Genomic DNA, 13,021 nt, shown 5'->3' on the forward strand with positions numbered 1-13,021 from the left:
TTCCTGTTTTAGTCAAACTCCAGTTCCACCTGCTCCGATCCTATCAAAGAACGTAAATCGTTAAGCAGACGATCACTGGGCGAGATTCGCCACGATGCACCAAAGCGTAACCTTGCCCGAGCATCCTCTCTCTGATAGTAGAGATGTACCGGAATGGTCCCCGAACGATACGGCTCCAGGGACTGACGGAGACGGTTTAAAAGCTGGTCATCAATTTGCCTGTCCGTCAGCGAGATAGCAAGACCACGGGCATATTTTTCCCGGGCTTCGTCAATATCCATCACTTCTCTGGCGGTCATTTTCAGTCCGCCACTGAAGTCATCAAAGCTGACTTGTCCGCTAACGATCAGAATACGATCTTTTTCCAGCAGATGCTGGTATTTATCAAGCGCATCAGTGAAAAGCATTATCTCCAGACGACCTGAACGATCATCCAGAGTACAGATGCCAATACGATTTCCTCGTTTGGTCACCATAACACGCGCTGCCAAGACTAAACCGGCAGCAACTGTTATCTTACCACGTTCTGTCGGGTGCATATCTTTCAGACGCGCTCCGCCGACATACCGCTCAATTTCTTTCAGGTACTGGGTGATAGGGTGCCCGGTCAGATACAACCCGAGGGTCTCCCTTTCACCGTCCAGCTGAACCTGTTCCGGCCACGGCATAACACTGGCATACGACTGTTCAACCTGCTCCGGCTTTTCGGCCAGTACGCCAAACATATCTGCCTGACCGATTGCTTCCGCTTTTGCATGCTGATCTGCAGCTTTCAGCGCCGCATTCAGAGAGCTCATTAATGCTGCACGATGAGGCCCTAACCTGTCAAAGGCTCCGGACATTATCAGTTTTTCCATCACCCGGCGATTAATTTTTTTAATATCTGTTCTGGCGCACAGATCAAACAGCTCTTTAAAGTATCCGCCTTGATGACGAGCGTCGAGAATCGCTTCAATCGGGCCTTCACCCACGCCCTTGATCGCACCTATACCGTAGACAATTTCACCGTCATCATTGACATGAAAGGGGTAGAGTCCGGAGTTAATATCCGGTGGCAGTACCTTCAGACCCATACGCCAGCATTCATCAACCAGACCGACCACTTTTTCAGTGTTATCCATATCCGCAGTCATAACTGCGGCCATAAATTCTGCCGGATAGTGGGCTTTTAACCACAGTGTCTGGTAGGAGACTAAGGCATAAGCTGCTGAGTGTGATTTGTTAAATCCATAGCCGGCAAATTTTTCCACCAGGTCAAAAATTTTCATCGACAGTTCGCCGTCGATACCCATCGACTCGGCACCGTCACGGAAGACTGAGCGCTGCTTAGCCATTTCTTCCGGTTTCTTTTTACCCATGGCACGGCGCAACATATCTGCCCCGCCCAGGGTATAGCCTGCCAAAACCTGGGCTATCTGCATTACCTGTTCCTGATACAGGATAATGCCATAGGTCGGTTCCAGCACCGGTTGCAGTGATTCATGCTGCCACTGAATATCCGGATAAGAGAGCTCTTCACGGCCATGCTTACGGTCAATAAAGTTATCAACCATCCCCGACTGTAAGGGACCGGGGCGGAACAGTGCCACCAGCGCGATCATATCTTCGAAACAGTCAGGTTTCAGACGTTTAATCAGGTCTTTCATCCCCCGGGATTCAAGCTGGAAAACCGCAGTAGTTTCCGAACGCTGCAGCATATCGAAGCTTTTTTTATCATCCAGCGGGATGGCGGCAATATCAATCGGCTCCAGACCCTGCTTTTCACGACGCGGGTTGATCATCTTCAGCGCCCAGTCGATGATGGTCAGCGTACGCAGCCCCAGGAAGTCAAATTTGACCAGCCCTGCATATTCCACATCGTTTTTATCAAACTGGGTGACCGGATGCTCACCATGTTCATCACAATACAGGGGGGCAAAGTCTGTAATTCTGGTTGGTGCAATCACCACACCGCCGGCGTGCTTACCGGCATTACGGGTTACTCCTTCCAGTTTACGCGCCATATCGATCAGCGCCCTGACCTCTTCGTCAGCATCGTAGATTTCAGGCAGCTGTGGCTCTGCCTCAAAGGCTTTCGCCAGGGTCATACCGGGGTCAGGCGGCACCAGCTTGGAAATCCGGTCGACAAAACCATACGGGTGGCCCAGTACCCTGCCGACATCACGGATAACCGCTTTCGCGGCCATGGTACCGAACGTAATAATCTGTGAAACCGCATCACGCCCGTACATTTCGGCCACATGATCGATCACCTGGTCGCGTTTCTCCATACAGAAATCGACGTCGAAGTCTGGCATAGAGACACGTTCGGGGTTAAGAAAGCGTTCGAACAGCAGGTCGAATTCCAGCGGGTCCAGATCGGTAATTTTCAGGGCATAAGCCACCAGAGAACCGGCACCGGATCCCCTGCCCGGCCCGACAGGTACGCCATTGTCTTTCGACCACTGGATAAATTCCATGACGATCAGAAAGTAGCCGGGGAAGCCCATCTGGTTAATCACACCCAGTTCAATATCCAGACGCTCATCATAGGCTGGTCGTTTTTCAGCACGGACCGCAGGATCAGGAAACAGAAACTCAAGACGTTCTTCCAGCCCTTTCCGGGAACTGGCCACCAGGAAGTCCTCGGTACTCATCTCCCCGGTCGGAAATTGTGGCAGAAAATATTCGCCCAGCCGGACAGTCACATTACAGCGGCGGGCTATTTCGACACTGTTCTCCAGCGCCTCAGGAATATCTGCAAACAATTCGCACATTTCTTCTTCAGTGCGCAGATATTGCTGAGGGCTGTACAACCGCGGACGTTTAGGATCGTCGAGGGTATAGCCATCATGTATCGCGACACGGATTTCATGAGCATCAAAATCGGTGCTCTGCAGAAAACAGACGTCATTAGTAGCTACCACCGGCAGGTGATGTCTGATTGCCAGTTCAACGGCCTGATGCAGGTATTCTTCCTCATCAGGACGCCCGGTACGATGCAATTCCAGATAGAAACGATCAGCAAAATGTTGCTGATAAAAAGACAGACACTGTTCTGTCAGGTTGTCATTACCGCGTAATAAACTCCGGCCGATATCCCCTTTCCGGCCGCCGGATAGCAGGATAAGTCCTTCACTCAGTTCTGCCAGCCAGTCACGATCAATCACCGGGCCCTGAGGGCCATAGCCCCGTTGGTAAGCTTTCGATATCAGTAATGTCAGGTTCTGGTAACCGGTATTATTTGCCGCCAGTACCGTCAGTGCACTTAATTCATCCCCCGTCAGCTCACTGGCTACCAGGAAGTCGGCACCGATAATCGGTTTAATCCCGGCCCCGTGGGCTGCACCATAGAATTTCACCAGCCCGCACAGATTAGTAAAATCGGTGATCGCAATGGCCGGCATATTCAGGGAGGCGGCGGCTTTTACCAGAGCACCCGTTTTTGCCAGTCCATCGATCATGGAATAGTCGCTGTGTACATGCAGGTGTATAAAACGGGGTTCAGCCATCAGAGTATCCGGTATGCGGTTCAGGGTAGATAAAGCGTTATTTGCCGGCGGCAGCCAGTACATTTCGTACCGGAGCAAAGCTGCGTCGATGCTGCGGTGTTGCGCCGAGTAAGCTCAGTTTTTCCAGGTGATAAGGGGTCGGATACCCTTTATGTCTGGCAAAGCCATACCCCGGATAGGCCGCATCCAGTGCCGCCATTTCAAGATCCCGCGTCACCTTAGCAATAATAGAGGCTGCGCTGATTTCCGCTATCAGGCTATCACCTTTCACCACCGCCTGTGACTTCATAGGCAATGCCGGACAGCGATTACCATCAATCAGAACAAAATCCGGTACCACTGTCAGCCCGGCAACAGCCCGCTGCATTGCCAGCATAGTGGCATGCAGGATATTCAGCTGATCAATTTCTTCCGGCTCTGCACGACCGAGGCTCCAGCACAATGCTTTCTGTTTGATTTCGTCAAATAACGCCAGCCGGCGTTTTTCTGTCAATTTTTTTGAATCAGCCAGACCGTCGATCGGGTTTTCCGGGTCGAGGATCACTGCCGCGGTCACCACCGCACCGACTAACGGGCCTCGCCCGACTTCATCGACGCCGGCAATACAGGTTGCCTGCGGATAAATAAAACGACTCATGAGATTAACTCCAGCACAGCCTGTGCTGCCTGTTGATCCGCATTCCAGCGGATTTGTTGATGCAACTCGCTAAATACCTGCAACAGAGCAGTTCTTTCTGGCCCCTGATGCAGTAAAGGTTCGAGAGCCGTCGCTAAGAGCTCCGGCCGGCACGCTTCCTGGAGAAGTTCTTTGACCACTTCCCGTCCGGCGAGTAAGTTCGGTAACGAGACCCATTCGGTTTTTACCAGCTTTTTAGCCAGCCAGAAAGTGAAGGGTTTCATACGATAACCGACAACCATCGGACATTTTGCCAGCATGCATTCCAGAGCGGCGGTACCTGACGCCAGAATAGCAGCATCACTGGCAATCATCACATCGCGGGCCTGGCCATCCGTCAGATGCAGAACCAGTTCCGGTGCAACCCTGGCTTTTATTTCTTCAAACTGTTCGCGGCGTTTTGCATTCACCATTGGCACCACAATTTCCAGTGCCGGATAGCGCTGACGCAGCAGTTGTGCCGCCTTCAGAAAGTCGGCGCTCAGCATTTCGACTTCAGCACTGCGGCTGCCTGGTAGTAATGCAAGGCATAATGCATCAGGTTCTATCGATAATCTGGCGCGGGCAGCAGATTTGTCCGGCTGCAGGGGCAGACTGTCGGCCATGGTGTGACCAATAAACCGGCAGGGGACATCATATTTATCATAGAACGCTTTTTCAAACGGCAGAAACGCCAGTACCAGGTCAGTATTGCGGCCTATTCTGAAAACCCGCTTCTGTCGCCATGCCCAGACCGAAGGGCTGACATAATGAATGGTGCGGATGCCGGCTCGTTTCAGCCTGCCTTCCAGAGGAATATTAAAATCTGGCGCATCAATACCGACAAAGACATCCGGTTTCAGGGCCGTCAGGCGTTTAGTCAGGTCACGACGGATATGTAATAACCGGGGAAGTCGTTCAAGCACTTCCACAATGCCCATAACGGCCAGCTCTTCCATGTCGTACCATGCTTCACAGCCTTCCGCCTGCATCAGCGGGCCGGCAACACCAACGAAACGAATATCAGGATGTTTTGCTTTTAAGGCCCGGATCAGGCCTGCACCAAGAATATCGCCGGAGGTTTCTCCGGCGATCAGTGCTACTGTCAGAGGACGCATCGCCATTCGTTACCGAATGATGCCGCGGGTTGAACGGTCAAAAAAGTCATAGAATGGCTGAACTTCACTGTGCTGTTTAGCCAGCGCTTCTATTTCCGGTTTTACTTCGTCCAGAGTTTTCCCGCTGCGGTACAGGAGTTTATAAGCATTACGAATAGCGTGTAATGCCTCTTTACTGAAGCCCCGGCGTTTCAGACCTTCAATATTAATACCATACGGTGTGGCGTGGTTACCTTGCGCAATAACATACGGCGGAACATCCTGCGCCACTCCGGAACAACCGCCAACCATGACATGAGCACCGATAGTGCACCACTGATGCACGGCAGTCATACCACCGATAATCGCATAATCATCTACCGTCACATGGCCGGCAAGTGTCGCATTATTGGCAAAAATACAGTGATTACCCACCTGGCAGTCATGAGCAATATGGGTATTGATCATTAACAGATTATCACTGCCAACGACGGTGACTCCACCGCCCTGCGTTGTTCCGCGATGAATCGAGACACTTTCGCGAATACGGTTACGATCACCGATCTCTACACGGGTTTCTTCTCTGGCGTATTTGAGATCCTGGTTTACTTCACCAATCGAAGCAAACTGATAGATTTCGTTCTCTTTACCAATTCGTGTATGGCCATTGATAACGACATGAGACTTTACTACCGTCCCTTCGCCGATCTCAACATGTGGTCCGATAACACAAAACGGGCCAATCTGAACGCCAGGTCCGATAATGGCACCGTCTTCGATAACAGAGCTGGGATGAATGCTGGCGGTTTTATCAATCACGTTTATGCCTCCCGGCTACGTGCACACATCATTGTTGCTTCACAGACAACTTTGCCATCAACAGTAGCAACGCCACTGAAACGCGTCAGACCGCGACGGGTTTTCTCAAAAGTGACTTCCATCACCATTTGATCTCCCGGCACTACCGGACGCTTGAAACGTGCGTTATCAATACCGGCAAAGTAGTAAAGCTCGCCTGGTTCCAGTTTACCTACGCTTTTAAATGCCAGAATACCGGTTGCCTGAGCCATTGCTTCCAGAATTAACACACCAGGCAGAATAGGTTTGCCCGGGAAATGCCCCTGGAAAAATGGCTCATTGACAGTTACGTTTTTAACGGCACGCAGGTACTTATGGGGTTCGAACTCCACAACACGGTCAACCAGCAAAAACGGGTAGCGGTGAGGCAGCAGTTCCAGAATCTCTTCAATTTTCAGAGTATGTATTTCAGTAGTCAAAATACTCTTCCTGTCCTAAAAATCTGTTAGCAATAGTAACACGACCCGCATGCCCGGATGATGCACCGCAGGTCGCAAATATAAAAATATCGAATCAGCCCGCTTAACCGCGCAGATTTACTGAGAAATCCCGGTCATATCCGCGGAGCGGGCCTGTAAATTATGGTTAGTTCTCTTTACCGACTTTACGCTCAATAGCTTTGAGTCGTTTACTCATCTCATCGATATTCATCACCAGCGCAGCTGTTTTACGCCAGGCTTTATTCGCCTGAAGAGGTATACCGGAAGAATAAACCCCCGGTTCGGTGATAGGCCGCATCACCATACCCATACCAGTTACCGTCACTTTATCGCAGATTTCCATATGACCGTTGATCACACTGGCACCGCCAATCATACAGTAACGACCGATTTTCAGACTTCCGGCCATAATAACACCACCGGCTACGGCAGTATTGTCACCAATTATAACATTGTGTGCAATCTGACACTGGTTATCTATGATAACACCATTACCAATCCGGGTGTTATCCAAAGCACCACGGTCAATCGTTGTACAGGCTCCGATTTCGACACGGTCCCCGATAATCACCGACCCGAGTTGCGGTATTTTGACCCAGTTACCGCGATCATTTGCGTAACCAAAGCCATCAGCACCGATAACTGTCCCTGACTGGATCAGGCACTGTTCACCAATTTCAATCTCATGGTAAACAGAGACATTCGCCCACAAGCGTGTACCGGCACCAATACGGGTATTTTTACCGATAAAGCATCCGGCACCGATAACCACATTATCGCCCAGTTCAACCCCGGACTCGATAACCGCATTCGCCCCGATAGCCACGTTAGCACCCAGCGTTGCTTGCGGGGAGATCACCGCACCCGGCGCAATATTTTCTGCCGGTGCAGGGGTACTGTCGAGGATTTGTGCCATTCTGGCGTAAGTCAGATAAGGATCTTTCACGACCAATGCTGCGCTATGGCACCATGCCAGATCTGCTTCCGTCAGCACCACAGCATCTGCTTTGCAGTGCGCAAGTTGCTCGCGGTAGCGACTGTTTGCCAGGAACGTGATTTTCCCGCCTGTTGCGGATTGCATAGAAGCAATGCCGGAGATGGCGATATCGCCATCTCCGTGCAATTCTGCATCTAACTGCTGAGCTAAATCAGCCAGTCGAATAGATGACATCAAATTATTTAACCTGTTTCAGTACGTCAGCAGTGATATCTTTCGCGCTGGTTGCATAAGCAACAGCATTGGAATCAATAACAACATCATAGCCTTCGCTGTCCGCAACTTTCTTCACTGCGTCCTGGATACGGCTCAGCAGTTTGTTACGTTCTTCGGTCTGACGACGACGGTTATCATCTTCAAACGCCTGTGCTTTTTCTGAGAAGCTTTCACGTTTCGCCATGATATCTTTTTCTGTGCGAGTACGATCACTTGCTTTCATCGTTGAAGCATTACGCTGGAAGTTCTGCATCTGAGCCTGAAGTGCACGCTCCTGAGTCTGGAGATCAGTTGCACGACCCTTGAACTCGTTCTCCAGCTGACGGGCAACCGCAGCACGCTGTGGTAACTGCTGGAAAATACTGGACACGTTGACTACTGCAATTTTGTCAGCGGCCTGTGCTGCTACCGAAGAAGCAGCCAGAGCGAGACCAAGACCTGCGGCACATAACAACTTTTTCACTATAAACTCCTTACCATCACCGTTTGTGTCAGAGACACTATTTTTGCAAAACAAAACAGCATGAATGCTGTTTTGTTGCAATGCTCTTCAGGAAGTCGCAGCCCGGTAATTACCAGGTGTTACCGATATTAAACTGGAACTGCTCCGCTTTATCGCCATCATATTTCTTGATGGGCTGCGCGTAAGAGAACACCAGCGGACCTAACGGCGACATCCATTGTAATGCAATACCACTGGATACCCGAACATTACCGGGTTTACTGTAATCCGGAATACCTAACGCTTCGGTTTCTGCAGTGTTCTGCCAGTTAGTATCCCATACCGTACCGGCATCAACAAATACCGACGTACGCAGTGAGCTACTGTATTTTTCACTGACAAACGGCGTCGGGGTGATCAACTCAAGGCTGGTCACTGCCATAGCATTACCACCGACCGCATCATCCGACTTACAGATGCTGCCACTGTTAGTACCACAGTTCGAATCCGTTCCGTACTTATAATAGACCGCTTTCGGCCCTACCGTATTCGACTGGAAACCACGTACCGTGCTGGAACCACCGGCGTAGAAGTTTTCATAGAACGGCATCTCTTTACCGCCCAGACCGTCACCGTATCCCAGACGGCTGCGGCTTAATAATACCCAGGTCCGGTCCTGATTCAGCGGTACATACTGCTGAGAATCCAGAGAGACTTTATAGTAACTGTTGTCTGAGCCCGGGATAGTGACCTTACCGTTCAGATTAGTACGGTTACCGGAGGTCGGGAAGAAACCACGGTCCAGCGTATTGTAGGTCCAGCCATAGTTAAAGGTGAAATCATCACTGGAATAAGAGCTGTCGTCATTATCCGTAGACAAATTTTTATCCAGAGACTTAAAGTAACGCCACATGGCGATCTGTGGTTGCATATTCGACAGATCATTATGCACATAGCCTAAGCCAACCCGTAACGAGTTATTCTCGTTCACCGGGAAGCCCAGTGTCCCGTCCAGACCATAACTGCGGTTGGTATAGTCAGACAGATCAGCATCATCGGCTTTAAAGTCATTATAGAACAGACGTCCGCCGAGGCTTACACCATCCACAGTGAAATACGGGTCTGTCATCGACAGTTCGGCGTAGGTCTGGTAATCATTTTTGGTACCACTGATACCTACCGTATTACCGGTACCCATCCAGTTTTCCTGGGTAACCCCGACCTGGAAGCTGACACCACTTTCAGTACCGTAACCGACACCAATATTAAAGGTGCCGGTATTACGCTCTTTCACTTTGTAGATGACATCAACCTGATCCGGAGACCCGGGAACCCGCTGGGTATCGACGTCAACAGTTTCGAAGTAACCGGTACGGTTCAGACGCTCTTTGCCCTGCTCGACCAGGTTGCTGCCCAGCCATGCACCTTCCATCTGACGCATTTCACGGCGTAATACAGAATCTTTGGAGGTATCGTTACCTTCAAAGATAACCTTACGCACATAATAACGGTTACCCGCATTGACACTGATGTGTAATTTTACGGTTTTGTCTTTGTCATTAATTTCCGGCTGAGTCATGACCTGCGGATAGGCATATCCGTAGTTACCCAATAACTTCTTGATGCTGTCTTCAATCCGGGTAACTTTCGTTCCGTTATACAACTCTCCTGGCGGAATCTTTGCCAGTTGTTCTATTTCGGCAGAATGCCCTGCCAGATCGCCATTAACTTCAACACCGGCAATCTTATACTGAGCACCTTCGGTAATATTAACGGTGATATAGATTCCTTTTTTGTCCGGCGTCAGACTGACCTGAGTCGAATCAATATTGAATCTTGCATAACCACGCTCCAGATAGAAACTGCGCAGGTTTTCCAAATCGCCCGCCAGTTTCTGCTTCTGATACTTACGGTCAGCCACCAGGTTCCACCACGGAACATCGTCACGCAGCTGGAAACGGGAAATCAATTCATCAGAACTGAACGCTTTGTTACCGACAATATTAATCTGCTGAATTTTAGCAGAAACACCTTCGGTAAAGACCAGTTTCAGATCGACACGGTTACGTGGCAACGGAGTGACGATTGCTTTTACATTGGCTGAGTATTTACCCACGCTGTAATAGAAATCTTCCAGTCCTTTTTCGATCGAAGAAATGGTCGTACGGTCCAGAGCTTCACCGACCCGCACACCCGAAGCTTCGAGATTCTGCTTCAGTTGATCATCTTTTACCGCTTTGTTTCCGGAAAAGGTGATACTGGCAATCGTCGGACGTTCTTTGACCTGAACGATCAGGTTATTACCGTCACGCAGAACCTGAACATCTTCGAAATTACCGGTTGCGAAAAGTGAACGAATAGTGTTTCTGATGTCATCATCATTAACTGAATCACCAACACGAACAGGCATGCTGAGCAATGCCGCCCCGACGGCGACTCGCTGCAACCCTTCGAAATGAATATCTTTCACTACGAAATCGTCTGCACCGTACACGGTGGCGCTGCTGAACAGCAGCGACGCTATGAGCAACTTTTTCATCGCCATCGTTATTATGCGTGTTCCTAACACATCCCCGTTTGCAGAATTCCGATCTCTACAAACGTGAGAAATCATTGAAAAGTGCAAGCCCCATTAACAACACCAGCGCAACAGAGCCAATGCGATAACTAAAGTCCTGAACTCGCTCAGACACCGGCCCGCCTTTGATCTTTTCGACCAGCAGGAAAAGCAGATGCCCACCATCTAACACCGGTAACGGGACAAGGTTAAAAATCCCCAGATTGACACTAATCAACGCCAGAAACATCAAGTAGTATATCATTCCGTATTCAGCTGAAGCCCCTGCTCCCTGGGCGATAGATATCGGCCCGCTCAGGTTATTCAGCTTAACATCACCGGTCACTAATTTTTCCAGCATCGACGCTGTCAGCTTCACAAGTTGCCAGGTTTTTACCCCGGCCTCACCTATTGCCTCGACAGGCCCATACTGCCGCAATATTTTGTACTGTTCAGGTAACGGCTGAACCCGCGGGATAACTCCCGCGAACCCCTGGTTACCCCTGCCTGCAGACTTCACTGCAGGTGTCATCGTTAAGTCACGGATTTCACCATTACGTTCAGCCTGTAGCTGCAACGGGACTCCCGGATTATCTCTGACCTCAGTAGCAAAAGATTGCCAGTTTTCTATTACTTTACCTTCGACTTTAACGATCCTGTCTCCGGCTTGCAAACCCGCGATTGCCGCAGGTGAATTTTTTTGCACCTGATCGAGGGTCGTTTCAATCACCGGCCCCTTCGGAATAATGCCCAGCGAAGTCACAGGATCCTGTTTTTCGGGATCAAATGCCCACTGCCGGAGGTCCAGGTGTTTTGTCACCACTCCAGACTGGCCGAAAGGCGCTAAGGTGATAACGGCCTGGCTGTCACCAATTTTGCCGATCAGCGCCATTCTTACAGCATCCCAGTCAGGCGTTTCGATACCATCTATCGCTTTAAGTTCCATTCCCGGCTGAATTTGGGCTTGCTGAGCAATAGAGTTGCTGGTTATTTCGCCGGTAACCGGTCTTATTCCCGGAACACCATGCATAAAAACCAGCCAGTAGGCAAATACAGCGAAGATAAAGTTAGCCAGCGGGCCGGCCGCAATAATAGCGGCGCGCTGCCCGACCGTTTTACGGGTATAAGCCTGATGCAGACGCTCTTCAGGGACTTCGCCGGCACGTTCATCCAGCATTTTGACATAACCGCCCAGCGGGATGGCGGCTATCACATATTCGGTGCCTTGTTTGTCTGTTCTGCGCCAGAGAGCGGGCCCGAAACCGATAGAGAAGCGTTCGACCCAGACGCCACAGCGCCGGGCAACCCAGAAATGGCCGAATTCATGGACAGTAATCAGGATACCTAAGCCAACAATAAAGGCACCAATATTCCACAGTATGCTTCCCATCACGACACACCTTTAAGCTATATGGAATACCAAAAGTAACAGACAGGCAAACACCGGCACCGCAGCCGTCAGGCTATCAATACGATCCAATATCCCGCCATGGCCGGGGATCAGATTACCGCTGTCTTTAATCCCTGCTTCACGCTTAAACATACTTTCGGTGAGATCACCTAATACTGAGGCAAGGGTCGCAATGATTGCGCAGATGATCAGTGTTCCGCTGTCGACCGATAACGGCGCCAGCTGTGAAAAAGCCCAGGCAATCACCGCCGAGGTAAACAGGCCACCAAGAAAGCCTTCCAGGGTTTTTCCGGGGGAAACTTTAGGCGCAAGTTTATGTTTGCCAAACAGTTTACCAAACATATAGGCACCGGAGTCCGCCCCCCAGACCAGCAACATTACAAACAGTAACCACCATGCACCGGCAAAATGATCACTTTCATAGTGGTACTGGCGTAAGGCTATCATTCCCCAGAAGAAAGGAATCAGTGTCAGGCCACCAAAGGCCAGCCGTAAAAAGCGGGAATGTCGCCACAGAGTGGCAGACTTCGGATAAGACAATACCAGCACCAGTGCTACACACCACCAGCTAAGGGAAGTGAATAATGATAATGATACCGGCGGCTGATGAATATCATGCTGGTAAGGAGGTAATGGCAACATCATTAGTGCCAGTAACAATCCAAACAATACAGCCAGCCAGATGCGTTGCTGAGTACGCATCAGTCCGGCAAACTGCCCCCATTCCCATGCTGCAAGCATACAAATTATCAGGACAATAATATTAAATCCGATCGGCGGTAACCAAAATAATGCAATGATTACCAACGGAATCAGGATCATCGCGGTAATCAAACGAGACTTTAACAAAGGTTACC

The 13,021-nt window shown here is 50.1% G+C and carries 10 protein-coding genes; all 10 read right to left on the reverse strand.

Going from position 1 to position 13,021, the window contains the following annotated elements; genetic code table 11:
- Nucleotides 1-8 precede the first annotated feature (8 nt).
- Nucleotides 9-3,491 carry a DNA polymerase III subunit alpha gene (gene dnaE, locus JK211_RS08880; protein WP_212708321.1) on the reverse strand — a complete coding sequence of 1,161 codons (3,483 nt, stop codon included), beginning with the start codon at nucleotides 3,489-3,491 and terminating at the stop codon, nucleotides 9-11.
- A 37-nt stretch (nucleotides 3,492-3,528) separates the two neighbouring features.
- Nucleotides 3,529-4,128, reverse strand: a complete 600-nt coding sequence (rnhB, locus tag JK211_RS08885) for a ribonuclease HII (protein WP_212708322.1) — start codon at nucleotides 4,126-4,128, stop codon at nucleotides 3,529-3,531.
- Nucleotides 4,125-5,270: a lipid-A-disaccharide synthase gene (lpxB, locus tag JK211_RS08890; protein ID WP_212708323.1), complete on the reverse strand. Its 1,146-nt coding sequence runs from the start codon at nucleotides 5,268-5,270 to the stop codon at nucleotides 4,125-4,127. The genes rnhB and lpxB overlap by 4 nt, the downstream gene beginning before the upstream one ends.
- Nucleotides 5,271-5,273: 3 nt before the next feature.
- Nucleotides 5,274-6,062 carry an acyl-ACP--UDP-N-acetylglucosamine O-acyltransferase gene (gene lpxA, locus JK211_RS08895; protein ID WP_212708324.1) on the reverse strand — a complete coding sequence of 263 codons (789 nt, stop codon included), beginning with the start codon at nucleotides 6,060-6,062 and terminating at the stop codon, nucleotides 5,274-5,276.
- 2 nt (nucleotides 6,063-6,064) lie between these two features.
- Nucleotides 6,065-6,520: a 3-hydroxyacyl-ACP dehydratase FabZ gene (gene fabZ / locus JK211_RS08900; protein WP_212708325.1), complete on the reverse strand. Its 456-nt coding sequence runs from the start codon at nucleotides 6,518-6,520 to the stop codon at nucleotides 6,065-6,067.
- Nucleotides 6,521-6,686: 166 nt separating this feature from the next.
- Nucleotides 6,687-7,712, reverse strand: coding sequence for a UDP-3-O-(3-hydroxymyristoyl)glucosamine N-acyltransferase (gene lpxD, locus JK211_RS08905; protein WP_212708326.1), 1,026 nt, complete (start codon nucleotides 7,710-7,712; stop codon nucleotides 6,687-6,689).
- A gap of 4 nt (nucleotides 7,713-7,716) precedes the next feature.
- Nucleotides 7,717-8,217, reverse strand: coding sequence for a molecular chaperone Skp (gene skp / locus JK211_RS08910; protein WP_212708327.1), 501 nt, complete (start codon nucleotides 8,215-8,217; stop codon nucleotides 7,717-7,719).
- 109 nt (nucleotides 8,218-8,326) lie between these two features.
- On the reverse strand, nucleotides 8,327-10,741 hold the full coding sequence (bamA, locus tag JK211_RS08915; protein WP_212708328.1) for an outer membrane protein assembly factor BamA: 2,415 nt from the start codon (nucleotides 10,739-10,741) through the stop codon (nucleotides 8,327-8,329).
- 49 nt (nucleotides 10,742-10,790) lie between these two features.
- Nucleotides 10,791-12,143: a sigma E protease regulator RseP gene (gene rseP, locus JK211_RS08920; protein ID WP_212708329.1), complete on the reverse strand. Its 1,353-nt coding sequence runs from the start codon at nucleotides 12,141-12,143 to the stop codon at nucleotides 10,791-10,793.
- Between the two features lie 12 nt (nucleotides 12,144-12,155).
- Nucleotides 12,156-13,013, reverse strand: coding sequence for a phosphatidate cytidylyltransferase (gene cdsA / locus JK211_RS08925; protein WP_212708330.1), 858 nt, complete (start codon nucleotides 13,011-13,013; stop codon nucleotides 12,156-12,158).
- Between the last annotated feature and the right edge of the window lie 8 nt (nucleotides 13,014-13,021).

Source organism: Tatumella sp. JGM130, from assembly GCF_018257525.1.
Classification (GTDB): domain Bacteria; phylum Pseudomonadota; class Gammaproteobacteria; order Enterobacterales; family Enterobacteriaceae; genus Tatumella; species Tatumella punctata.

What these genes read in the sequence shown, in the direction of transcription:
- dnaE (WP_212708321.1), bottom strand. Translation starts at nt 3,491, where the DNA reads ATGGCTGAACCCCGTTTTATACACCTGCATGTACACAGCGACTATTCC.
- rnhB (WP_212708322.1), bottom strand. Translation starts at nt 4,128, where the DNA reads ATGAGTCGTTTTATTTATCCGCAGGCAACCTGTATTGCCGGCGTCGAT.
- lpxB (WP_212708323.1), bottom strand. Translation starts at nt 5,270, where the DNA reads ATGGCGATGCGTCCTCTGACAGTAGCACTGATCGCCGGAGAAACCTCC.
- lpxD (WP_212708326.1), bottom strand. Translation starts at nt 7,712, where the DNA reads ATGTCATCTATTCGACTGGCTGATTTAGCTCAGCAGTTAGATGCAGAA.
- bamA (WP_212708328.1), bottom strand. Translation starts at nt 10,741, where the DNA reads ATGGCGATGAAAAAGTTGCTCATAGCGTCGCTGCTGTTCAGCAGCGCC.
- rseP (WP_212708329.1), bottom strand. Translation starts at nt 12,143, where the DNA reads ATGGGAAGCATACTGTGGAATATTGGTGCCTTTATTGTTGGCTTAGGT.